This is a genomic window from Streptomyces sp. NPDC004126 (assembly GCF_050275515.1).
Lineage (GTDB): Bacteria > Actinomycetota > Actinomycetes > Streptomycetales > Streptomycetaceae > Streptomyces.
The window spans coordinates 1-24,110 of sequence record NZ_JBNNPF010000059.1; the positions used below are offsets into that span (position 1 = coordinate 1).

Below are 24,110 nucleotides of genomic sequence, written 5' to 3' on the forward strand. Positions count from 1 at the left end.
CCTACCCCCGTCCCCCGCCCACCCCCCGCCCCCCCTGTCGGGGCCCCCCCCCCCCAGACCCCCGCGCCTCAAACGCCGGCGGGGCTGGATTTCGCGCAGCGAAATTCCAGCCCGCGCGGCGATTGAGCGCACCGGTCGCGCAGCGTCCGGTATCGGGGTCAGGGGCGGAGCCCCTGGGAACGGTGGAAGGGCGGGTAGGGGACCCAGCCCGCGCAGCGGCACACCCACCCACACCCGACCTACCGGCACCGGGAACCGGCCCCGCCCCGGCCCCGACGGACGGAGTCCGGCGCAGCACCGCGAAGCCGGGGAGGCGCCCCGGCGCCGAGCCGCGCGAGCGGCGCGTCTAGTAGGGGTGCACGCCCACGGGGTGGGCCGGGGGTGGGCCGTAGCCCTCTGCCACGCGTTGGTGGTACGTGGGGCGGTCGATGACCTCCAGGCCGACGATCTCCCACGGCGGCAGCTGCGCCGTCGAGCGGTGTTCGCCCCAGAGGCGCAGGGCGACGGCCGCCGCGTCGTGGAGGTCGCGGGCCTCCTCCCAGTACCGGATCTCCGCGTGGTCGTCGGCGTACCGGCTCGTCAGCAGGAAGGGGTGGTCGTGCGCGAGCTGCTCCAGCCCGCGCCGCACCTCGGACAGCGGCGCCGGCTTGCCGGAGACGCTGAGGGTGATGTGCCACAGGCGGGAGGTCTCGGCCTGTTCGTCCCCGCCGCCGCCCACGCTGGTCAGCGCTCGTCTCACCAGCCCGCCTCCTGTCTGCGCTACGCGTGTCCGCCCCACACAGTTGACCAGTCCCCGGCCCGCCGTGCGGCGGTTTTCCCGAACCTCAGCCCTGCAGCAGCACCAGATCGTCGCGGTGGACGACCTCCCGCTCGTACGCGGGTCCGAGCTCCCGCGCAAGCTCGCGGGTGGAGCGGCCGAGGAGCTGCGGGAGTTCCTTGGCGTCGAAGTTGACCAGGCCCCGGGCCACGGCGCGGCCGTCGGCGGCGCGCAGCTCGACGGGGTCGCCGGCGCTGAAGTCGCCCTCGACGGCGGCGATGCCGGCGGCGAGGAGGGAGCTGCCGCGTTCGGTGACGGCGCGGACGGCGCCGTCGTCGAGGACCAGGTGCCCCTGCGGGGTGGAGGCGTGCTGGAGCCACAGCAGCCGGTCGGCGGAGCGGCGGCCGGTGGCGTGGAAGTGCGTGCCGGTCTCGCGGCCCGCGAGGGCGTCGGCGGCGTGGCTGGCGGAGGTCAGGACCACGGGGATCCCGGCGGCGGCGGCGATCCGCGCGGCCTCGACCTTGGTGACCATGCCGCCGGTGCCGACGCCCGCCTTGCCGGCGCTGCCGATGGAGACGTGGGCGATGTCCTCGGGGCCGCGCACCTCCGCGATGCGGGTGGTGCCGGGCAGGGACGGGTCGCCGTCGTACAGCCCGTCGACGTCGGAGAGGAGGACGAGGAGGTCGGCGCGGACGAGGTGGGCCACGAGGGCCGCCAGCCGGTCGTTGTCGCCGAAGCGGATCTCGTCGGTGGCGACGGTGTCGTTCTCGTTGACGACCGGCAGGGCGCCCATGGCCAGGAGCTGGTCCAGGGTCCGGTAGGCGTTGCGGTAGTGGGCGCGCCGGCTGGTGTCGTCGGTGGTCAGCAGGACCTGGCCGACGCGGATGCCGTAGCGGGCGAAGGAGGCGGTGTAGCGGGCGACGAGGAGGCCCTGGCCGACGCTGGCGGCGGCCTGCTGCCGGGCGAGGTCCTTGGGGCGGCGGGCCAGGCCGAGCGGGGAGAGGCCGGCGGCGATGGCTCCGGAGGAGACCAGGACGATCTCCTTCTCGCCGCCGCTGCGCGCCTTGGCGAGTACGTCGACCAGCGCGTCCACCCGGTCGGCGTCGAGTCCGCCCGCCGCGGTGGTCAGGGAGGAGGAGCCGACCTTGACCACGATCCTGCGGGCGTCCACGACACCTTGCCTAGCCGTTGACACGTCTTTCCCCTCACCACAGAACCCGATGGCCCGCTGATTGGCCGACCGACTGGCCCAATCTACGGGGTGGGGCGGCGGGCCCGCCCGCCGGTTTCAGACCGTGGACGAGGAGCGGTCCCGCGCCGGGCCCTCGCCGGCGGCCGAGCCGGCGGCTCCGGCGGCTCCGGCGGCTCCGGTGCCGGGGATGAGGATCTTGCGCGAGAGCAGGAAGGTGAACGGGATGGCGACGACGGCGGCGACCAGCGGTGCGATGCGGGTGTCCATGCCGGCCCAGCTGACCAGGGCGTAGAGGCCGGCGGACTGGATGACGTAGTTGGTGACGTTCGTCAGCGGAAAGAGGAGGAACTTCTTCCAGGTGGGCCGGGTGCGGTAGGTGAAGTAGGTGTTCATGAAGAACGACCCGATCATCGACAGCACGAAGGCGAGCGTGTACGCGGCGAAGTAGGGCATCCAGGGGTGCAGCAGCAGGTAGATGCCGAAGAAGGTGCCGGTGTTCACGCCTCCGACCAGGGCGAACCGGATGATCTGGCCGAGCTGGTCGCGCCGGCTGTGGTCGCTCATCGGCGGCTGCGCTCCGCGATCACGGCTTCGGAGATGCCGGGCATCCGCTCGGCGTCGGCGCCGTGGGCCTCCTTGACCAGGAAGTGGGGGCGGCGCTTGGTCTCGTAGTAGATGCGGCCGATGTACTCGCCGATCAGCCCCAGCATGATCATCTGCATGCCGCCGATGCCGGCGATCATCGCGACGAGCGTGACGTAACCGGGCGAGTCGATCCCGTTGGTGATCGCCATGACGGTGATCCACAGCGCGTACAGGCCGGTCAGCGCGACCAGCGACACGCCGAGCCAGATGCCGAGGCGCAGCGGCTTGTTGTTGAAGGAGATCAGCCCGTCCATGCCGTAGTTCAGCAGGGACCCGAACTTCCACTTGGTCTCGCCCGCCTCGCGCTGGGCGTTCTGGTAGTCGAAGTGGACGGTGTCGAAGCCGATCCAGGAGAACAGGCCCTTGGAGAAGCGGTTGTACTCGGGGAGCGCGAGCAGGGCGTCGACGGCGGGCCGCGAGAGCATGCGGAAGTCGCCGACCCCGTCGGTGAGCTCGACGTCGACCCAGCGGTTGACCCCGCGGTAGTAGAGGCGGCTGAGCGCGGAGCGGACCTTCTTGTCGCCCTCGCGGGTGCGCCGGGCGATGATCTGGTCGTGGCCCTGCCGGTAGTGCTCCAGCATGGTCGCGATCAGCTCCGGCGGGTGCTGGAGGTCGGCGTCCATGATGACCACGGCGTCGCCGGTGGCCTCGCGGAGCCCGGCGAGCATGCCCGCCTCCTTGCCGAAGTTCCGGCTGAAGGAGACGTAGCGGGTCTGTTCCCCGTGTTCGGCGGCGATCTTGCGGAGCTTTCCGAGGGTGCCGTCGCGGCTGCCGTCGTCGACGTAGCAGACCTCGTACTCGACGGGCAGGGCGTCCAGCACCTTGCGGATCTCGGCGTCGAACCGGTCGATGACGGCTTCTTCGTTGTAACAGGGGACAACTACCGACAGCTTGGTCATGAGCACTTCCTGCTGGCGTCCTAACGGGTGATTGTCGGCGACCGGACCCGCCACTCACCTCTTCCTTAGAAGTATGCACGCCGGTGGTCGGCCTGCCCGAGTCGCGTGCGGCACACGGTAGCTTTGACGGGATAAGCGGAATGGAACGAAAGGATCGAGGTGCACGTGCCTGACGTCTCCGTGGTCGTCATCGTCTACAACGACGCAGAGCGTCTGCCGGCGGCCGTCCAGTCGGTTCTGGACCAGACCCTGCACGGGGTCGAGGTCGTGATCGTGGACGACTGCAGCAAGGACCGTTCGTACGCGGTCGCCCGGGAGCTGGAAGCGGCGAACCCGGGGCGGGTGCGCGCCTTCCAGCTGCCCGAGAACAGCGGCGGCTGCGGCGCCCCCCGCAACCACGGCATCAAGCAGGCCACCGGCACCTACGTCATGTTCCTGGACAGCGACGACGTCCTGGACCGCAACGCCTGCCGGAACATGCTGGCGGCCGCCGAGCGGACCGGATCCGACCTGGTCTCGGGCATGTGCGTGCGCGTGCACCTCGACAACCGGTGGGGCAAGACCACCGAGTGGTACCCGTGGATCTACTCCCGCACCCGCACGCTGGAGTCGATCACCGAGTACCCGGACCTGCTGGTCTACGACACCCTCTCCACGAACAAGTGCTACCGGCGCGCCTTCCTGCTGGAGCAGGGCCTGGAGTTCCCGGTCGGCATCCACTACGAGGACCTGCTGTTCTCGGCGCAGGCCTACGTCGCCGCCCGCCGCATCACGCTGATCCCGAACCACGTCTACTACTGGAACGTGGTCGAGAAGGCCGCCGCCAAGTCGATCAGCAACCGGCGCCACGAGATCGCGAACTTCGTCCACCGGATGGAGATCCACCGCCGGGTCGACGAGCTGCTCGCGGCCAAGGGCCACACGGCCATCAAGACCGCGAAGGACGCCAAGTTCCTCAAGCACGACCTCGTGCTGCACCTGCGCGACCTGCCGCTGCTGGGCGACGCCTACCGCCAGGAGTTCGCCCGGCTCGCCAACGGCTACCTCGCCGGCATCGACCCGGCCGCGTACGAGAACGTCACGTACCTCCAGGCCATCTGCGCCTACCTGCTCGGCAAGGAGGACTGGAAGAACCTCCTCCCGGCCGCCGACGCGATGACCAACAAGGGCCGGCTGTCCTCCCCGCTGGCCGAGCGCGACGGGCGGGTCTACTGGTGCGCCGAGCACCTCGACGACGCCGAGGGCCGCCGGATACTGGACGTCACCGGCCAGGGCTTCCACACGGCCCCGCTGTCCTCCCTGGCCCTGGGCAACCGCCTGACCTCGTACGAGGACGACGGGCGCGGCACCGTCACCCTGTCCGGCACCGTCGTGAACCCCCTGGGCCGCATCCAGGAGGGCACCGGGCTGAAGGCCTCCCTGGAGTTCCGGGCCCGCCGGCAGATCGGGGTCCGCTCCTTCAGCTTCCCGGTGGCAACCGTGCGCCACGCCGGTAGCACGATCGAGTGGACCGCCACCGCCGACATCGGCAGCACCGTCCGCCCCCTCGGCATCATCGACGCCGTCTGGGACGTACGCCTGAAGCTGACGGCCGGCGGCGACAAGCTGACCACCCGCGTCTCGGTCGGCGGCGTCGACCTGGAGTCGGCGGCCCGGCTGCGGGTGCGCCCGCGCCTGACCCGGCTGGTCTCGGACCGCTTCGAACCCGAGGTGACCAAGAAGGGCAACCTCTCCTACGTCCTGACCGCCGAGGGCCCCGCGGCCGTGCGCACCCAGACCCTGCTGGGCAGCGCCATGCACGGCAAGGCCGCCGGCCTGGTCAAGCGCAGCCTGCGCCGGGCCCTGAAGGCCCGCCGCAACATCGGCTCGGGCGAGCAGAAGGTGAAGGTCTACCACGAGGTCTTCTCGAAGCTGCCGGTCAAGAAGGGCACGGTCGTCTTCGAGAGCCACATGGGCAAGCAGTACAGCGACAGCCCCAAGGCGATCTACGAGGAGCTGGTCCGCCAGGGCGCCCCCTTCGAGGCGATCTGGTCCTACGCGGGCGCCAAGCCCACCGGCTTCCCCGAGCAGGCCACCCTGGTCAAGCGCTGGAGCTGGCAGTACCTGCGGGCGCTGGCCCAGGCCGAGTACTGGGTGGACAACCAGGGCTTCCCGCTGGCGCTGACCAAGCGCCCCGGCACCACGTACATCCAGACCTGGCACGGCTCCGCACTCAAGCGCATGGGCTTCCACGAGCCCCGCACCAAGGCGCAGGGCAAGGTCGCGCAGGACCGCTTCCAGAAGGCCGTCGACCGCTTCGACCACTTCCTGATCCGCTCCGAGCACGACGTGCGCACCCTCGCCAAGGGCTTCCGGCTGCGCGACGAGGTGCTGCTGCGCACCGGCTACCCGCGCAACGACGCCCTGGTCGAGGCCCACCGCGCCGAGGCGCAGAGCGGGGAGCGCGTGCGCGGGCCGCTCGCCGCCGAGCTGGGCATCGACCCGGACAAGCGGGTGCTGCTGTACGCGCCGACGTTCCGGGCGAGCGCGGACGGCACGGTGGAGGGCTTCGAGTTCCCCTTCGACGTGGAGGAGTTCGCGGACCGGCTCGGCGACCGCTTCACGCTGCTGGTGCGCACCCACTACCTCAACAGCGCCTCGCTGCCGCCGTCGGTGGCGGGCCGGGTGGTCGACGTGTCCCGGCACCACGACATCACCCCGCTGCTGGCGCTCGCCGACGGGCTGATCACCGACTACTCGTCCGTGATGTTCGACTACGCGGTGCTGGACCGGCCGATGCTGTTCTTCGCGTACGACTACGAGAAGTACTCCACCGACATCCGCGGCACCTACTTCGACCTGAAGGAGAAGGCGCCCGGCCCCGTCGTGGCCACGGCGGACGAGCTGATGCAGGCCGTCGCCGCCTTCGACGAGGCCGACGCCAAGTACGCGGAGGCCCGCCAGCGTTTCCTCGCCGAGTTCGGCGAATACGACCGCGGGGACGCGGCCCGCCGGATCGTAGAGAAGTTCTTCACCAGGAGCGGCAAGTGACCCAGCAGCCCCAGGAACCCGCGGCGCAGGGCGGCCGGGACGTCTTCATCGTCTCCAACAGCGTGGACGAGCTCGGCGGCGTGACCACCTGGTCGCACCAGATGGCCCGGCTCTTCACCGACCGGGGCCACCGGGTGCACATCGTCGGCATCGCCCCCGTCGCCGAGGAGGTCCGCCAGCAGCTCCCGGACGGCCTCCCGTACGAGATGACCACCCTGTACGAGACCCACCCGCCCCGGGCCCGCCGCCTGCGCGGCATCAAGGGCCGCCTCAACGCCCCGGAGCGGCGCCGGCAGGCCGCCCGCCGGGCGGGCATGCGCGCCAAGGCGGAGACGCTGAACGCCCTGTTCCGGGCGGCCCGGCCCGGCGCCGTCGTCATCGTCACCCAGGTGTGGGCGATGGAGTGGGTGGCCCTCTCCGACACCAAGGGCCTGTCGGTCATCGGCATGAGCCACGAGTCCTTCGAGGCCAGCCAGACCTCCACCCGGGGCGCGCGGGTCCGCCGCTTCTACCCCGAGGTGGACCGGCTGCTGGTGCTCACCCCGGAGGACGCGGACCTGTGGATCCGGGCCGGCATGGAGAACGTCGCCAGCATGCCGAACCCGCTGCCGTTCATGCCGGACTCCCCCGCCCCGCGCACCGAGAAGGTCGTCGCGAGCGTCGGCCGCCTCGCCTTCGAGAAGGGCGTGGACCTGCTGCTCGACGCCTGGGCGGACACCGCGCCGCACCACCCGGACTGGACCCTGCGGATCTACGGCGCGGGCACCGAGGAGGCGACGCTGCGGGCGCACTGCACCTCGCTGGGCCTGGACGACTCCGTGGAGTGGATGGGCAGCACCTCCGACGTGCTGGGCGCGCTGCGCGGGGCGTCCGTCTTCGCGCAGGCCTCCCGGGCCGAGGGCTTCCCGATCACCCTGCTGGAGGCGATGGCCGCGGGCCTGCCCGTGGCCGCGTTCGACTGCGCGCCGGGCGTACGGGAGATCGTGCGGCACGGCGCGGACGGGCTGCTGGCCCGCCTGGGCAACACGATGGAGCTGGCCGGGCACCTGGACACCCTCATGTCGGACCGCGAGACCCGCGAGGCCCTCGGCGACGAGGCGTTCCGCAGCGTGCGGCGCTACTCCCCCGCGGAGATCACCGACCGGTGGGAAGAGCTGTTCGCCTTCCTGGAGCGCTGACCCGCACGCGTACGCGAAGGGCCCCCGCCCCGGACCTGGTCCGGGGCGGGGGCCCTTCGCGTACGCGGTGCTCAGACCTTGTGGACGTCCCGGTGGTGGTCCCGGTGGCCGGCCGCGCGGTTGGCCTCCCAGCCTGCCCACGCCGAGGTGATCATCTCGCGGACGTCGTGCCGCGCCTTCCAGCCCAGCTCGGAGGCGATCCGGTCGGCCGAGGCCACGACCTTCGCCGGGTCACCGGGGCGCCGCGGGGTGACGACCGGCGCGTAGGTGTGCCCGGTGCCCGCGTTCAGCAGCTCGACCATCTCCTTGACGGAGACGCCCTCACCGCGCCCGATGTTGACGGTGAGGTCCTTGTACTCCCCCGCCGCACCCCACTCGGCGAGCCTGCGGGCCGCCACCACGTGGGCGTCCGCGAGGTCCTCCACGTGGATGTAGTCGCGGATGCAGGTGCCGTCCGGGGTCGGGTAGTCGTCGCCGAAGATGCGGGCGCCCTCGCCGGCGTCGTAGCGCTCGAAGACCATCGGCACCAGGTTGAAGACCCCGGTGTCCGCGAGCTCGGGGGCCGCCGCGCCGGCCACGTTGAAGTAGCGCAGGCAGGCGGTGGAGATGCCGTGCGCCTTGCCGGCGGCGCGGACCAGCCACTCGCCGGCCAGCTTGGTCTCGCCGTACGGGCTCAGCGGCTTGCACGGGGTCTCCTCGGTGACGGAGTCCACGTCGGGCATCCCGTACACGGAGGCGGAGGAGGAGAACAGGAAGTTGCGGATGCCCGCCGCCGCCACGGCCTCCAGCAGCACCGTGAGGCCCTGCACGTTCTCGCGGTAGTAGTACAGCGGCTTCTCGACGGACTCGCCCACCTGCTTCTTGCCCGCCAGGTGCACCACGCCGGTGATCTTGTGCTCGCGGAGGGCCTCGTCCAGGGCGAGGCGGTCCAGCACCGAGGCCGTCACCAGCGGGACGCCCTCCGGAACGCGGTCCTCCCGGCCCGTGGAAAGGTCGTCGAAGACCACGACCTTCTCACCCGCGAGCAGCATCGCCCGGACGACGTGCGCGCCGATGTAGCCGGCGCCACCGGTGATCAGAAATGTCATGCGTATCTCCCGAGCTCTAGCGTGACCTGCGCGTGCGGGCGCGGTCGAGGCGGTTGCGTACGAAGGTCAGCGCGCCCCCGGCACCGGGCGCGAGGCGCACGGCCAGCGCTCCGGCGGCCGTGCGGTAGGGCTGCGCCAGCAGAACACCGTACCGGCTGCTGGGCAGGGCCCTGCGGCGGAGCAGACCGCCCAGGGGGCGCAGGGAGGTGTGCAGGGAGCTCCCGTCGGCGCAGCGCACGCCCACCCGGACGTCCCAGGCCTGCATCCCGCGCAGCCCCCGGCGGCGCCCCTCGGCGGCCAGCGCGGCCGGCCTGAACGGGACCTCGGCACTCCACCCGTCCCCGTCGGCGGCGGGCCGCAGCTCCACCGGCCGCAGCAGGACGGGATCGCCCCCGGCCCGGGGCGGGAAGCTCAGCTGGACGGTCTGCGGACCGGCCCCGGCGAGCCGCCCGTACAGGTCTCGGACCCGCAGCCGGAGCGCCCCCGCCCCGGCGGGCTCGGCGTCGACGGTGACGGGCAGCTCCGCCACCGGCAGGACGTCGAGCCCGTCCAGCGGCACGGGCAGCTCCGCGCTCCACACCGGCGCCCCGGCCGCGTCACGCGCGTACGGGGGCAGCAGCCGGGCCGGCTCGGCGGCGAACCGCATCAGCCGCTCCACGTCCGCGGGCGGGGTCTCGGCGGCCGCCAGCACCCCGGCCGCCCAGCGGGCACGGGCGGGCGCGGCGGCGGTGTCGGCGGGGTCGAAGCCGGCCAGGTACTCGCGGGTCAGCGCCCACCAGGCGGCCCGGTACTCCGGGTCCTTGCCGAGCTCGCGCAGGTACATCCGCAGGTCGTAGTCGAGGAACTTCACCTGGCAGGCGCGGCCCAGCTCCGGGGAGGCGGCGGCGAGGGTGCGGGAGGCGGTGCGGTGGGCCTCGACGCGGGAACGCCAGTTGCCGACGTCCTTGCGGTCCAGGGAGATGGACACCTGGGCGGCGCTGCGGCGCACGTGCCACACGTAGACGAGGTCGCCGACGACCGCGATCCGCGGCCCTGCGGCCAGGACCCGCGAGGTGAAGACGAAGTCCTCGTACACGAACCGGCCGTCGGGGAAGCGGATCCCGTGCTTCTCCAGGAAGGCGCGCTCGTACAGCTTGTTGACGCAGAGGGTGTCGCGGACCAGCTCGGGCCGGTCGGCGGGCCGCTCGACGACCTCGCCCGGCGTGTACAGGCCCGGCATCCAGGGCACCTCGCGGCCCTCGGGCAGCTCGCGGCGCACGCACGCGCCGACGGTGACGGGCGCCCGGTGCTCCTCGGCGGCCCGCAGCAGCGCCTCGGCGGCGCCCGGCGGCAGGACGTCGTCGCTGTCGAGGAAGAGGACGTACGGGGAGGTCGCGGCGGCGATCCCGTCGTTGCGGGGGGTGCCGCAGCCGCCGCTGTTCTCCGTGCGGTGCAGGACCCGCAGGCGCGGGTGGGCCGCCGCCAGCTCGTCCAGCACGCCGGCGGTCCCGTCCGAGGAGGCGTCGTTCACCGCGATGACCTCGGCGACCACCGGGCCCTGGGCGAGGGCCGAGGAGACGGCCTCGCCCACGAGCCCGGCGTCGTTGTACGCGATCACCACCACCGAGACCGAGGGGCCCGCGGCGGTGTCACTGCTGGAATGGCTGCTGCTCACCCGCAGGATCCTAGGCGAACGGTGTAAAGCCGACTTCAAACCGGCCCTCCGCCGCCCCCGCCCGGTCAGAAGGGGCGGAACTCGTCGTACTCCTTCTGGGCGGAGTCGCCGCGCCGGGCTTCCTTCTCGTTGCGGCGCTGGGTCGCCGGACGCGGAGCGTCCAGGCGGTGGTCCTCACCGCGGCGGCCCAGCATCTCGGCACCGGCCATCACGGTCGGCTCCCAGTCGAACACGACCGCGTTCTCCTCGGAACCGATCGCGACGCCGTCGCCCGCCTTGGCGCCGGCCTTCCTCAGCGCGTCCTCGACACCGAGGCGGTTGAGCCGGTCGGCGAGGTAGCCGACGGCCTCGTCGTTGTTGAAGTCGGTCTGGCGCACCCAGCGCTCCGGCTTCTCGCCGCGCACCCGGTACACGTCCTCCACCTCGTCGTAGGTGACGGTGAAGCCGGCGTCGTCCACGGCCTTCGGGCGGATGACGATGCGGGTCGCCTCCTGCTTGGGCTTGCGGGCGCGCGCCTTCGCCACGACCTCGGCGAGGAAGTAGGAGAGCTCCTTCAGACCCGTACGGGCGACCGCGGAGACCTCGAAGACCTTGTAGCCGCGGGCCTCCAGGTCCGGGCGGACCATGTCCGCGAGCTCCTGGCCGTCGGGGATGTCGACCTTGTTCAGGACGACGAGGCGCGGACGCTTCTCCAGGCCGCCGCCGTAGATCTTGAGCTCTTCCTCGATGACGTCGAGGTCGGCCACGGGGTCGCGGTCGGTCTCCAGGGTGGCCGTGTCCAGCACGTGCACGAGGACGGAGCAGCGCTCGACGTGGCGCAGGAACTCCAGGCCGAGGCCCTTGCCCTGGCTGGCGCCGGGGATCAGGCCCGGGACGTCGGCGATGGTGTAGACGGTCGAGCCGGCGGTGACCACGCCCAGGTTCGGGACGAGGGTGGTGAAGGGGTAGTCCGCGATCTTCGGCTTGGCGGCGGAGAGCACCGAGATCAGCGAGGACTTGCCGGCGCTGGGGAAGCCGACGAGGGCCACGTCGGCGACGGTCTTCAGCTCCAGGACGATGTCGCCGCTGTCACCGGGGACGCCGAGGAGGGCGAAGCCGGGCGCCTTGCGGCGGGCGGAGGAGAGCGCGGCGTTGCCGAGGCCGCCGCGGCCGCCCTCGGCGGCCACGTACGTGGTGCCCTGGCCGACGAGGTCGGCGAGGACGTTGCCCTGCTTGTCGAGGACGACGGTGCCGTCCGGCACGGGCAGGACCAGGTCCTGGCCGTCCTTGCCGGAGCGGTTGCCGCCCTCGCCGGGCTTGCCGTTCGTGGCCTTGCGGTGCGGGCTGTGGTGGTAGTCCAGCAGGGTGGTGATCGCCTGCTCCACCACCAGGATGACGTCACCGCCACGGCCGCCGTTGCCGCCGTCGGGTCCGCCGAGCGGCTTGAACTTCTCCCGGTGTACGGAGGCGCAGCCGTGGCCCCCGTTACCCGCGGCGACGTGCAGCTCGACGCGGTCCACGAAGGTGGTCATGGGTGTTCCTCCAGATACATACGGGAATGTCCCGGGCAGGCCTTGCTGCCCATTAAACGTGTCTATGTGACAACGCGCCGAGGGCGGACCTCTCTTCCCGGCGTGTGCCGGGAAGAGCTGAGATCCGCCCTCGGGGTGTTACGAACGCTTGAGATTCAGCAGGAGCTGGATCAGGCGGCCGGAACGATGTTGACGACCTTGCGGCCACGGTGCGTACCGAACTGCACCGCACCCGGCAGCAGCGCGAACAGCGTGTCGTCGCCACCGCGACCGACACCCGCACCCGGGTGGAAGTGGGTGCCGCGCTGGCGGACGAGGATCTCGCCGGCGGAGACGACCTGACCGCCGAAGCGCTTCACGCCGAGCCGCTGAGCATTGGAATCGCGCCCGTTCCGGGTGGACGATGCGCCCTTCTTGTGTGCCATGTCTCAGTCCCTCTTACTTCGCAGCCGTGGGGATACCGGTGACCTTGATCGCCGTGTACTGCTGGCGGTGACCCTGGCGACGGCGGTAGCCGGTCTTGTTCTTGTAGCGCAGGATGTCGATCTTGGCGCCCTTGGTGTGGTCCACGACCTCGGCCGTGACCTTGATCCCGGCCAGCACCCACGGGTCGCTGGTCACGGCGTCGCCGTCGACAACGAGCAGGGTCGAGAGCTCGACCGTGTCGCCAGCCTTGGCAGTGGAAATCTTGTCAACCTCAACGATGTCGCCGACAGCAACCTTGTGCTGGCGACCACCGCTGCGCACGATGGCGTACACGCGGATCTCTCTCTCACTCGGGACGGATGCTCCTGAAGCCAGCCGCTCACACGGGCCGGGGCCCACGGTGATCCGGATTGGACGAGCGGCCTCTCCCGTGACCCGGCCGCTTGCGCGGTCGTGCGGGAGGAGGGTGCTCAGGAGCGCGACGCGCGCTGAACGGAAAATCGTCCAAGACACGCCGACGGTCTAGGTTACGGGGCTGGTTCCGGAGGGTCAAACCGGGCCCCGCAGCACCGTGGACCCCGCCCGGAGGCGGGGTCCACGGTCACGGAACGGATCAGGCCTCGGTCGGAGCCGTGACGGACGGAGCGCTCTGCTCCGCCGCCGCGGTCTTCTTCGTGGCCCGCTTCGCCGTGGTCTTCTTGGCCGTCGCCTTCTTCGCGACGGTCTTCTTGGCGGCCGCGGCCTTCTTGGCCGGAGCCTTCTTCGCCGTGGTGGCCGCCTTCTTGGCCGGAGCCTTGCGGGCGGCCTTCTTCGCGGGAGCCGGAGCCTCGGCCTCGGCCTCGGCGGCCGGGGCCTCGGCCGGGACGGCCTCCGCGACGGGCTCGGCGGCCGGGGCCTCGACGACCACGACGGCGGCCTCGGCCGCACCCGCGGGCGCGGTGGCCTTGCGGACGGCGCGACGGCGCGGACGGGCCGGGGCGGCCTCCGCGACGGGCTCGGCCGGGGTCTCGGCGACGACGGGCTCGGGCTCGACGGCCGGCTCCTCGGCGACGGGCTCGGCGACCGGCTCCGGCTCGGCCACGACCACGGGCTCCGGGGCCACGACGGGCTCCGGCTCCGGGGCGGTCGCCTTGCGGGTCGCCCGGCGACGGGTACGGCCCTTCGGCGCGGCCTCCTCCACCGGCGCGGCCGGGGCGGCCGGGGCGGTCTCGGCGGCCTCCACGGCCTCGGCGACGACCTCGGCGGCCGGCTCCAGCACCGTGTCCGCGGGCTCGGTGACCGGCTCCGCCTCCACCACCGGGACCACCGGCGCGGGGGCGGCCGGCGCCGGGGCGGCGAACCGCTCCGCACCGCGCGGGGCGCCCGCCGGAGCGGTCGCCTTGCGGGTGGCGCGGCGACGGTTGCGACGCCCGCTGATGCCCGCCGCGGCCTCGGCCTCGGCCGGGCTGCTGTACAGCTCCTCGTCCGGCACGAACGCCGGCTCCGGAAGGGCGCGCGGCGCGGCGAGCTCCGCGGCCACCTCGGCCTCGGTCTCGGCCTCCAGCACCTCGGCCTCGGCGGTCCCGGCCGTCTCCAGCTCGTGCCCGTGCTCGTGCTCGTGCTCCACGGCGCGGCCACCGCGGCGCTTGGCGCGCTTGCCGTTGCCACCGCCGCCGACCGCGGTCGGGGTCTCCATGTGCACGATCACACCGCGGCCGTTGCAGTGGACGCAGGTCTCGGAGAAGGACTCCAGCAGACCCTGGCCCACCCGCTTGCGGGTCATCTGCACCAGGCCCAGCGAGGTGACCTCGGCCACCTGGTGCTTGGTCCGGTCCCGGCCCAGGCACTCCAGCATGCGCCGCAGCACCAGGTCGCGGTTGGACTCCAGGACCATGTCGATGAAGTCGATGACGACGATGCCGCCCAGGTCGCGCAGCCGCAGCTGGCGCACGATCTCCTCGGCCGCCTCCAGGTTGTTCCTGGTGACGGTCTCCTCGAGGTTGCCGCCCTGACCGGTGAACTTGCCGGTGTTGACGTCGATGACGATCATCGCCTCGGTCTTGTCGATCACGAGGGAGCCGCCCGAGGGCAGCCACACCTTGCGGTCGAGCGCCTTGGCGAGCTGCTCGTCGATCCGGTACGTCGCGAAGACGTCGACCTCGGAGGTCCAGCGGGACAGCCGGTCGGCCAGGTCCGGGGCCACGTGGGACACGTAGCCGTGGATGGTCTCCCACGCCTGGTCACCGCTGATGATGACCTTGGAGAAGTCCTCGTTGAAGATGTCGCGCACGACGCGGACCGTCATGTCCGGCTCGCCGTACAGCAGGCTCGGCGACGAGGTCGTGATCTGCTTCGACTTCTTCTGGATGTCCTCCCACTGCGCCTGCAGACGCTCGACGTCGCGGCGCAGCTCGTCCTCGCTCGCGCCCTCGGCGGCGGTGCGCACGATGACGCCCGCGTCCTCGGGGACGATCTTCTTGAGGATGGTCTTCAGACGCGCGCGCTCGGTGTCGGGCAGCTTGCGGCTGATACCGGTCATCGAGCCCTCGGGCACGTACACCAGGTAGCGGCCGGGCAGCGAGACCTGGCTGGTCAGACGGGCACCCTTGTGGCCGATCGGGTCCTTGGTGACCTGCACCAGGACCGACTGGCCGGACTTCAGGGCGGACTCGATGCGGCGCGGCCCGTTGGCCATGCCGAGCGCCTCGAAGTTGACCTCACCGGCGTACAGGACGGCGTTGCGGCCCTTGCCGATGTCGATGAAGGCGGCCTCCATCGACGGCAGCACGTTCTGGACCTTGCCCAGGTAGACGTTGCCGACGTACGAGGTGGCCTCTTCCTTGTTGACGTAGTGCTCGACGAGCACGTTGTCCTCGAGGACGCCGATCTGGGTGCGCTCACCGGACTGGCGGACGACCATCACGCGCTCGACGGCCTCACGGCGGGCCAGGAACTCGGCCTCGGTGATGATCGGCACGCGGCGTCGGCCCTGCTCGCGGCCCTCGCGGCGGCGCTGCTTCTTCGCCTCCAGACGGGTCGAGCCCTTGATGGACTGCACCTCGTCGGACGGCTCGGCCTTCTCGCGCGCCGGGCGCGGCTCGCGGACCTTGAGCACGGTGCGGACACCGTCCTCCTCGCCCGCCTCGACCTCGACGGCACCGTCACCGCTGCGGCGGCGACGACGGCGGCGACGACGGCTGGAGGTGGAACCGAGGGCCTCCTCGGTGTCCTCGTCCTCTTCGTCCTGGTCGGCTTCCTGCGGCTCGGCCTCCTGCGCGGCGGCCTCGCCCTCGGTCTCCTCGTACGCGGACTCGTCCAGGTCGGCGGCCTCACCGCGACGGCGGCGACGGCCACCGCGACGGCGGCGGCGCGACGGGCGCTCGTCCGACTCGTCGGCCTCGTCCTCGTCGAACCCGTCGGCCTCGGCCTCGGGCTCCTCCTCCACCAGCTCCGGCTCGGCCGGGGCCACGGGCTCGGCGGCACCGCGACGGCGGCGACGACGGCCGGCCGGCTGCGCGGCGGGGGCCTGGACCTCGGCGGCGGCCTCGGCCTCTTCCTCCTCGGCCTCCTCCGTCGTGGCGGCGGCGGCAGCGGCCGCGGCGGCCATGGCCGCGGTCTCCGGGGTCTGGAACATCGGCTCGGCGAAGACCGGGGCCTGGAACACGGCCACGGCCGGACGCGCGGCACGGCGCGCGGCGCGGTTCGGGGCGGCCTCCGGCTCGGCGGCGGCCGGAGCGGCCTGCGCGGCGGCGGGGGCCGAGGCGCGGGTGGCACGGCGGCGGCCGCGCTTGGGCGCGTCCACGGCGTCGGCGACGGTGACGGCGCGGGTGGCGGCCTTGGGGGCCTCCTCCGCGACGGCCTGCACCTCTTCCTCGGCCTCCTCCTCGTCCTCGACGACCGGGGCGGCCTCGGCCACGGCGACCGGAGCGGCGACGGCACGGGTCGCACGACGACGCGTACGCGGCGCGGGAGCGGCCGGAGCCTCCTCCTCCACGACCGGCGCGGGAGCCGGAGCGGCCTCCACCACGACCTCGGCGGCCTCGGCCACGGCGACCGGAGCGGCGACGGCACGGGTCGCACGACGACGCGTACGCGGCGCAGGAGCGGCCGGAGCCTCCTCCACGACCGGCGCGGGAGCCGGAGCGGACTCCGCCACGGCCTCGGCGGACTCGGCGGCGGCCTCGGCGACCGGAGCGGTGGCGGCACGGGTGGCACGGCGACGGGCACGCGGGGCGGGAGCGGCCGGAGCCTCCTCCTCCACGACCGGCGCGGGAGCCGGGGCGGCCTCCACCACGGCCTCGGCGGCCTCGGCGACCGGAGCGGTGGCGGCACGGGTGGCACGGCGACGCGTACGCGGGGCGGGAGCGGCCGGAGCCTCCTCCACAACCGGCGCCGGAGCGGCGGCGGGCGCGGCCTCCGCCACGACCTCGGCGGCCTCGGCCACGGCGGCCGGAGCGGTGGCGGCACGGGTCGCACGACGGCGCGTACGCGGCGCGGGAGCGGCCGGAGCCTCCTCCTCGGCCGGCGCGGGAGCGGCGGCGGGCGCGGCCTCTACGGGCGCCTCGGCGGCGGCGCCGCCGGGCGGGCCGGCCGGCCGGGAAGCCGCGCGGCGACGCCTGCGCGGGGGCAGGTTGTCGCTCGGGCTGCCACTGTCGGCGGCGGGGGTGTTGTCGTTCTCGTTGTCGAGCATGCGGGCGGTTCTCCCGTCACGCTCCCGGGCGCCGCGGCTGACATCCGGTCCGGCACGGCTCCGCACGATGGGGCGCGGAGCCGGCCTCCGGGGCGCGTTCGCCACACGGGAGCTGTAGTCCATGACCGCCGGTTCCGTACGTGTTGTCCGTACGGCCTGGCGGAAGTCTTCAGGTCAGTGCGCTGCCCGACCCAGGTGGCTCCCGAGTTCCAGGGCGGCGCGACGACGACGGTCCTTACGCGGCGGGACCTTCCGGCGCCTTCGCGTCGGCGTTCACGGCGGCCGTGGGTGGGGCGGCCGTGACAGCCTCGCGGTCGGGCGCGAGCGGGTCGGTCACCGTGCCGGACTCCTCGTCGAAGAGCCCCTGCGCCAGCCTGGTCACCGCTGCGGGGACCGGCGGCGCCAGGTCGGCCACAGCTTGGAGACCGGACAGGACGTCGTCGGGTCGCACGGCAGGTGTCAAATGCCGAACAACCAGCCGCAGTATCGCACAGGCATTGTCCAGCGGCCTATCAACCTGGGCAGGAAGGGCTTCGAGACTGACGACGGCGCCGCGGGTGTCGAAGGTCCGCATGCCGTTCTTGGTCCGGCGCTGCACCTCGACCGCCTCGGCGGCGAGGAAGACTTCCACGGCCCGCGCGGCTTCGGCGGGCTCCACGCCCTCCAGGCGCAGCTCCCAGACGGAGGCCGTCAGCCGGTCCGCGAGCCCGGAGGTCCGGGCCTCGACGGCGTCGACGATGTCGAGGCCGACCGGCATCGACTCGTCGAGCAGCTCGCGGAGCTTCTCGGGGTCGCGGTGCTGGGCGAGACCGATCTCCAGGTACTCGGCCTCGCTGCCGGTCCCGGTGGGAGCGGCGTTCGCGTACGAGACGCGGGGGTGGGGGGTGAAGCCCGCCGAGTACGCCATGGGCACCTCGGCGCGGCGCAGGGCGCGCTCGAACGCGCGCTGGAAGTCTCGGTGGCTGGTGAACCGGAGGCGGCCACGCTTGGTGTAGCGCAGTCGGATGCGCTGCACCACCGGTGCGGGAGGCGGGCCTTCGGGCTGTCGCTTGCCCAGTGGTTCTTCTCCTTGTGCGGGGCGTCGCGGCTCGCGCGCCGCCCTGAGGTCTGTCGACCCGTCCGGCTCACCCCCGCCGTTTGCGCGGGGAGATCTCGGGAGCGGGTGCCGCGTCGGCGGCTGTCGTACTACCCAGAGTACGCGCCCGTGACCTCGCCGGTTCCCCCGGCGGCCCTCCGAACAGCATGCGGCGCACCTCGGCCCGCGCCTCGCGCACCGCGGCGCGGGAGGTGCGCCACACCTCGGGCACGGCGTGCCCGACGGGTGTGGCCACCTGCCGGTACACCCACGCGGCGGGCCGGGCGACCCAGCCGCGCCACAGCCGGCGCAGGCCGCGGCCGAGGGCTCGGGTGATGCGGCCGGCGATGTGCCAGGCGCCGGCGAGGAGCTCCCCGAGCGGCAGGAGCACGTACCGGTACAGCAGGGAGAGCGGCGGCAGGAGCACGTACCGCCCCACCCAGGCCAGCCCGTGCCCGGCCGGTACGAACACGTACCGCCCGACCCAGACCAGCCCCTGCCCGAGCGGCACCAGCACATACCGCCACGCGCCCACCCAGGGCCAGACGAACAGCAGCAAGCCGAGCCCGCGCACCAGCCACCGCAGCCCGTGCCCGACCGGGGTGAGCACCTCCCGGTACAGCCAGCCCGACGGGAGCACCACCGCGTGCCGCAGCAGCCACGCGATCCCGGTCCCGGCCGGCACCAGCACGTACCGCCCGAAGGCCACGCACAGCCAGGCCGTGCCCAGCCCGAGGGGCCGCAGCAGGTACCGGTACAGCACGCCGGCGACGGGCACGACGACATAACGCCACAGACCCACCCAGGGCCAGTAGAAGAGGACGAGCAGCAACGGCCGCAGCAGGTACCGCCACGTCTGGAGGAGCACCCACCCGGCCCCCCTGCCGAGCGGCGCCAGCACGTGCCTCTGCGCACCGCGCGCCCCCAGCACGAGCAGGTCCCACAGGGCCCGCACCGGCAACACCACGAGCACGGCGACGACCTTCACGGGCACCCTGACCACCCCGGTCAGACACCCGTCCCCACCCGGCGCGGCCTGCGCCTTCTCCATCTGCATGCCGCTAAGGACACCAGAACCCGCGCTTCCGTTGCGCCGGCGGCCCCGGGAACGCCGATGTCCCCCTGCCGGGCGGCAGGGGGACATCGGACGTCACGTCACGCCTTCGGGGAGGCGCCGCCCACCACGCTCAGCGGGAGCAGCTTCTTGCCCGTGGGGCCGATCTGGATGTGGGTGTCCATCTGCGGGCAGACGCCGCAGTCGAAGCACGGGGTCCAGCGGCAGTCCTCGACCTCGGTCTCGTCGAGGGCGTCCTGCCAGTCCTCCCAGAGCCAGTCCTTGTCCAGGCCCGAGTCCAGGTGGTCCCAGGGCAGGACCTCCTCGTACGTGCGCTCGCGGGTCGTGTACCAGGCCACGTCCACGCCGTACGCCGGCAGGGCCTTCTCCGCCGCCTGCATCCAGCGGTCGTACGAGAAGTGCTCGCGCCAGCCGTCGAAGCGGCCGCCGTCCTCGTAGACCGCGCGGATGACGTCGCCGATGCGGCGGTCGCCGCGCGAGAGGAGGCCCTCGACGATGCCCGGCTTGCCGTCGTGGTAGCGGAAGCCGATGGAGCGGCCGTACTTCTTGTCGCCGCGGATCTTGTCGCGGAGCTTGCCGAGGCGGGCGTCCGTCTCCTCCGCCGAGAGCTGCGGGGCCCACTGGAAGGGGGTGTGCGGCTTGGGGACGAATCCACCGATCGAGACCGTGCAGCGGATGTCGTTCTGGCCGGAGACCTCGCGGCCCTTGGCGATGACGTTGACCGCCATGTCGCCGATCTGGAGGACGTCCTCGTCGGTCTCGGTCGGCAGGCCGCACATGAAGTACAGCTTCACCTGGCGCCAGCCGTTGCCGTAGGCGGTGGCGACGGTGCGGATCAGGTCCTCTTCCGAGACCATCTTGTTGATGACCTTGCGCATGCGCTCGGAGCCGCCCTCGGGGGCGAAGGTCAGACCGGAGCGGCGGCCGTTGCGGGTCAGCTCGTTGGCCAGGTCCACGTTGAACGCGTCCACGCGGGTCGACGGGAGGGACAGGCCCACCTTGTCGTCCGTGTAGCGGTCCGCGAGGCCCTTGGCGATGTCGGCGATCTCCGTGTGGTCCGCGGAGGACAGGGAGAGCAGGCCGACCTCTTCGAAGCCCGTCGCCTTGAGGCCCTTCTCGACCATTTCGCCGATGCCGGTGATGCTTCGCTCCCGCACGGGGCGCGTGATCATGCCGGCCTGGCAGAAACGGCATCCGCGGGTGCAGCCGCGGAAGATCTCCACGGACATGCGCTCGTGGACGGTCTCGGCGAGCGGGACCAGGGGCTGCTTGGGGTAGGGCCACTCGTCGAGGTCCATGACGGTGTGCTTGGAGACGCGCCACGGAACGCCGGAGCGGTTCGGGACGACGCGGCCGATGCGGCCGTCCTCCAGGTACTCGACGTCGTAGAAGCCCGGGATGTAGACGCTGCCGGTCTTCGCGAGGCGCAGCAGCACCTCCTCGCGGCCGCCGGGGCGGCCTTCGGCCTTCCAGGTGCGGATGATCTCGGTCATGTCGAGGACGGCCTGCTCGCCGTCGCCGATGATGGCCGCGTCGATGAAGTCCGCGATCGGCTCGGGGTTGAAGGCCGCGTGGCCGCCCGCGAGCACGATGGGGTGGTCGACCGTACGGTCCTTCGCCTCCAGCGGGATGCCCGCGAGGTCCAGCGCCGTGAGCATGTTGGTGTAGCCCAGCTCCGTGGAGAAGGACAGGCCGAACACGTCGAAGGCGGAGACGGGGCGGTGGCTGTCGACGGTGAACTGGGGCACCTGGTGCTCGCGCATCAGGGCTTCCAGGTCGGGCCACACCGAGTACGTGCGCTCGGCGAGGACGCCCTCGCGCTCGTTCAGCACCTCGTAGAGGATCATGACGCCCTGGTTGGGCAGGCCCACCTCGTAGGCGTCCGGGTACATGAGCGCCCAGCGGACGTCACAGGACTCCCACGGCTTCACGGTGGAGTTGAGCTCACCACCGACGTACTGGATGGGCTTCTGCACATGCGGGAGCAGAGCTTCGAGCTGTGGGAAGACCGACTCGGACATCACGCGACTTTCGTGAAGCGGGCAGGGGGCGACTCTCAAGCGTACCTTGAGGCCCGGATCCTCCTGGCCACATGATCACTCCAGGGCGGCCCGGAGCGCCGGGTCGGCGGCCTCGGCCCAGGTGGCGGGGAGGTCGCGGGCGCAGCGTTCGGCGCGTGCCTCCTCGCGGCCGTGGAGCAGGCCCCAGGTGAAGGAGGGCTCGCCGGCGCCGTGGGCCTGGTGGGCGAGGTCACGCAGGGCGGTGCGGGCGACGACGCTGTCCTGGTGTTCGCCGAGCAGGTTCTGGACCGCCTTGACGGCCTTGGCGAACTTCGCGGCGGGTTTCCCGAGGGCGGCTTCGGCGGCTTCCGCGGCGTAGCGGGCACGTTTTGCGGCCTTGCGGGCCTGGTGCAGGGCGTGGTCGGCCTCCTGGCCGGGGTCCAGGGAGAGGGCGTGGTCGACGCGGGAGGCGAGTCTGGCGTAGTCGCGGAGCACGGCCTCGGGGAGGGCCTTGCCGGCGGGTTTGGCGGCGCCGGGCAGCAGGGGCGGGTCGGCGAGCAGGGCCTCCAGGGTGTCGAGGAGGGCGAGGTGGCGGGGGCTGTCGAGGGCCGTGAGGGCGCGGCGGCGCGAGGCGGAGCGGCGGGTGGTGTTCCAGGTGCGCAGGCGCCTGCGGACGGGTCCGGCGAGGAGGGGGCGGGGGAGGCCGTCGAGGGCGGTCCGGAGGTGTTCGTGGAGGACTTCGCGGTCGCGGTCGGCTCCGAGTTCCGTGCCGAGCCGGCGCAGTTCCTCGCCGATGGGGTCGGTTGCCTCGCGGTCGAGGACCTTGCGGTAGGTCTTGAAGGCGCTGCGCAGGCGGCGGGAGGCGACGCGCATCTGGTGCACGGCGTCGGGCTGGTCGCGGCGGACGGCGGGGTCGTGGGCGATCAGCGCGTCGACCTGTTCGCGCAGGTACGCCAGGACGTGCGCGCCGGTGGTCCCCTCGCCGGCCGGGTCGGGGCCGGGGCGGGCGGGGGGCTGGTCGCCGGTCTCGGCGAGGGCGCGGGCGAGTTTGGAGGGGGCGTCGGAGACCTTGAGCCCGGCCTTCCCGAAGGCCTTTTCGACGGCGTCGAGGAGGCCGGGGTCGGTGCCGTCGGCGAGTTCCACCTCGACCTCGGTCCAGGTGGCGGTGGTGTCCCGGTGTTCGGCGGTGACCGCGTCGGTGGTGAGTTCGGCGAGGAGTGCGCCGTCGGCACCGAGGAGGTGGCTGGTCCGGCGGGAGGAGCGGAGGCGGACCCTGGGTTCGAGTGCGCGGTCCCGGACGCGGGAGCGGACGAGGGCGGCGAGCGGGCCGGGGACGGTGTCGCCGAGGGCGGCGGTGACCTCGTCGCGGACGCCGGGGGCGACGGGGAGTTTGAGGTGCCAGCCGGCGTCGTGGCCGCCGGTGCGGCGGCGCAGGGTGAGGCCGTCGGCGGCGAGCCGCTGGTCGGGGGTGTCGTAGTAGACGGCGTCGAGGTCGGTGACGCCCCGGTCGACGACGGCGGCGATGCCGGCCGTGCCGGTGAGGTCGGGGACTCCGCGCCGCTCCGCCTTGGGCTTCGTGAACTCGAATTTCCGCTCGATCTCGCGCTTCGTGTCCGCCATGGACCGAATCTAGTCCGGATCGGTGCGCGGGGGGAGGCCGCCTCGGCGGCCGGCGGAAAGCCTCCCTCCGCACCGCGTGTGCGTCAGGCCGACAGGGGCCGTTGCACCTTGATCGACTGGAGGAGGCCGATGGCCACCCAGACGGCGAACATCGACGATCCTCCGTAGGAGACGAAGGGCAGCGGCAGGCCGGCGACGGGCATGATGCCGAGGTTCATCCCGATGTTCTCGAAGGCCTGGAAGGCGAACCAGGCGATGATCCCGGCGGCCACGACGGTGCCGTACAGCTCGGTGGTGGCGCGGGCGATCATGCAGGCGCGCCACAGGACGATGCCGAGGAGGCCGAGGATCAGGATGCCGCCGACGAAGCCGAGCTCCTCTCCGGCGACGGTGAACACGAAGTCGGTCTGCTGTTCGGGGACGAACTGTCCGGTGGTCTGCGGGCCCTTGAACAGGCCGGAGCCGGTCAGGCCGCCGCCGCCGATGGCGATGCGGGCCTGGTTGGTGTTGTAGCCGGCGCCGGAGGGGTCGAGCTCGGGGTTGGCGAAGGCGGCGAAGCGGTTGATCTGGTACTGGTCGAGGACGCCGAGCTGCCAGATGAGGACGGCTCCGGCCGTGCCGGCGCCCATCAGGCCGAGGACCCAGCGGTTGGAGGCGCCGGAGGCGAGCAGCACGCCGAGCACGATGACGACCATCACCATGACGGACCCGAGGTCGGGCATCAGCATGACGATGCCCATGGGGGCGGCGGCCAGGCAGAGGGCCTTGACGACGGTGCGGTGCTCGGGGTGTTCGAGGTCGCCGGCGTCGACCCGGGCCGCCAGCAGCATCGCCATCACCAGGATGATCGTGACCTTCACGAACTCCGAGGGCTGGAGCGAGAAGCCGCCGCCGATGACGATCCAGGCGTGGGCGCCGTTGATGGTGGCGCCGAGCGGGGTGAGCACGGCGGTGACGAGGACGAGCGAGAGGCCGTAGAGGACCGGGACGGCGCCCCGCAGGTTGCGGTGGCCGAGGAGGACCGTCCCGATCATCAGTACGAGGCCGATGCCGGTGTTGAGCAGGTGGCGCCAGAGGAAGTACTGCGGGTCGCCCTGGTTGAGGGTGTCGCGGTGGCGGGTGGCGGACCAGACGAGCAGGGCGCCGATCAGGGACAGGCCGAGCGCCGACAGCAGTATCGGCCAGTCGAGCCGGCGCAGGACCGAGTCGCGGGCCGTCAGCCGGGCGAGCGTGCCCTTCTGGGGCGCGTACCGGGATACGGAGAAGTTGTTCGCGGTCTGCATCATCACGT

At 72.6% G+C, this 24,110-nt stretch carries 17 protein-coding genes; 2 read left to right on the plus strand and 15 right to left on the minus strand.

Features of this window, described 5'->3' with window-relative positions; genetic code table 11:
- Positions 1 to 346: 346 nt before the first annotated feature.
- From ACQKM2_RS34815 to ACQKM2_RS34830, 4 genes are all read right to left on the minus strand, one after another.
- A complete protein-coding gene (locus ACQKM2_RS34815; RefSeq protein ID WP_386274904.1) occupies positions 347 to 778 on the minus strand; it encodes a hypothetical protein in 432 nt (143 codons plus the stop codon).
- A 46-nt stretch (positions 779 to 824) separates the two neighbouring features.
- On the minus strand, positions 825 to 1,952 hold the full coding sequence (gene proB, locus ACQKM2_RS34820) for a glutamate 5-kinase (RefSeq protein WP_427716956.1): 1,128 nt from the start codon (positions 1,950 to 1,952) through the stop codon (positions 825 to 827).
- A gap of 93 nt (positions 1,953 to 2,045) precedes the next feature.
- On the minus strand, positions 2,046 to 2,513 hold the full coding sequence (locus tag ACQKM2_RS34825) for a GtrA family protein (RefSeq protein ID WP_427716958.1): 468 nt from the start codon (positions 2,511 to 2,513) through the stop codon (positions 2,046 to 2,048).
- Positions 2,510 to 3,493 carry a glycosyltransferase family 2 protein gene (locus tag ACQKM2_RS34830; RefSeq protein WP_427716959.1) on the minus strand — a complete coding sequence of 328 codons (984 nt, stop codon included), beginning with the start codon at positions 3,491 to 3,493 and terminating at the stop codon, positions 2,510 to 2,512. The genes ACQKM2_RS34825 and ACQKM2_RS34830 overlap by 4 nt, the downstream gene beginning before the upstream one ends.
- Before the next feature lie 159 nt (positions 3,494 to 3,652).
- Here ACQKM2_RS34830 and ACQKM2_RS34835 point away from each other — a divergent pair, with 159 nt between their 5' ends.
- Complete coding sequence (locus ACQKM2_RS34835) at positions 3,653 to 6,523, plus strand: bifunctional glycosyltransferase/CDP-glycerol:glycerophosphate glycerophosphotransferase (protein ID WP_427716961.1); 2,871 nt, start codon at positions 3,653 to 3,655, stop codon at positions 6,521 to 6,523.
- Complete coding sequence (locus tag ACQKM2_RS34840; protein ID WP_427716962.1) at positions 6,520 to 7,701, plus strand: glycosyltransferase; 1,182 nt, start codon at positions 6,520 to 6,522, stop codon at positions 7,699 to 7,701. Before ACQKM2_RS34835 ends, ACQKM2_RS34840 begins: the two co-directional genes overlap by 4 nt.
- A 71-nt stretch (positions 7,702 to 7,772) precedes the next feature.
- Here the strand turns inward: ACQKM2_RS34840 and galE are convergent, their stop codons facing one another.
- From galE to rodA, 11 genes are all read right to left on the minus strand, one after another.
- Positions 7,773 to 8,789 (minus strand): UDP-glucose 4-epimerase GalE, encoded by a 1,017-nt coding sequence (gene galE, locus ACQKM2_RS34845; RefSeq protein WP_427716964.1) that lies wholly within the window; start codon positions 8,787 to 8,789, stop codon positions 7,773 to 7,775.
- Between the two features lie 16 nt (positions 8,790 to 8,805).
- Positions 8,806 to 10,443: a glycosyltransferase family 2 protein gene (locus tag ACQKM2_RS34850; protein ID WP_427716965.1), complete on the minus strand. Its 1,638-nt coding sequence runs from the start codon at positions 10,441 to 10,443 to the stop codon at positions 8,806 to 8,808.
- Between the two features lie 65 nt (positions 10,444 to 10,508).
- Entirely contained in the window at positions 10,509 to 11,954 is a 1,446-nt protein-coding gene (obgE, locus tag ACQKM2_RS34855) for a GTPase ObgE (protein ID WP_427716966.1), read from the minus strand.
- A gap of 170 nt (positions 11,955 to 12,124) precedes the next feature.
- Positions 12,125 to 12,379: a 50S ribosomal protein L27 gene (rpmA, locus tag ACQKM2_RS34860; RefSeq protein WP_007264038.1), complete on the minus strand. Its 255-nt coding sequence runs from the start codon at positions 12,377 to 12,379 to the stop codon at positions 12,125 to 12,127.
- 13 nt (positions 12,380 to 12,392) lie between these two features.
- Positions 12,393 to 12,713: a 50S ribosomal protein L21 gene (gene rplU / locus ACQKM2_RS34865; RefSeq protein WP_007264039.1), complete on the minus strand. Its 321-nt coding sequence runs from the start codon at positions 12,711 to 12,713 to the stop codon at positions 12,393 to 12,395.
- 280 nt (positions 12,714 to 12,993) lie between these two features.
- Positions 12,994 to 17,049 (minus strand): Rne/Rng family ribonuclease, encoded by a 4,056-nt coding sequence (locus ACQKM2_RS34870; protein WP_427716968.1) that lies wholly within the window; start codon positions 17,047 to 17,049, stop codon positions 12,994 to 12,996.
- A 235-nt stretch (positions 17,050 to 17,284) separates the two neighbouring features.
- Entirely contained in the window at positions 17,285 to 18,064 is a 780-nt protein-coding gene (locus ACQKM2_RS34875; RefSeq protein ID WP_427716970.1) for a TIGR03936 family radical SAM-associated protein, read from the minus strand.
- Positions 18,065 to 18,173: 109 nt separating this feature from the next.
- Positions 18,174 to 19,181, minus strand: coding sequence for a hypothetical protein (locus tag ACQKM2_RS34880; protein ID WP_427716971.1), 1,008 nt, complete (start codon positions 19,179 to 19,181; stop codon positions 18,174 to 18,176).
- 98 nt (positions 19,182 to 19,279) lie between these two features.
- The gene (locus ACQKM2_RS34885) at positions 19,280 to 21,220 is read right to left on the minus strand and encodes a TIGR03960 family B12-binding radical SAM protein (protein WP_427716973.1); all 1,941 of its coding nucleotides are present in this window, start codon (positions 21,218 to 21,220) and stop codon (positions 19,280 to 19,282) included.
- Between the two features lie 75 nt (positions 21,221 to 21,295).
- The gene (locus ACQKM2_RS34890) at positions 21,296 to 22,819 is read right to left on the minus strand and encodes a CHAD domain-containing protein (protein ID WP_427716975.1); all 1,524 of its coding nucleotides are present in this window, start codon (positions 22,817 to 22,819) and stop codon (positions 21,296 to 21,298) included.
- A gap of 83 nt (positions 22,820 to 22,902) precedes the next feature.
- The gene (rodA, locus tag ACQKM2_RS34895) at positions 22,903 to 24,102 is read right to left on the minus strand and encodes a rod shape-determining protein RodA (RefSeq protein WP_427716992.1); all 1,200 of its coding nucleotides are present in this window, start codon (positions 24,100 to 24,102) and stop codon (positions 22,903 to 22,905) included.
- Positions 24,103 to 24,110: the final 8 nt, after the last annotated feature.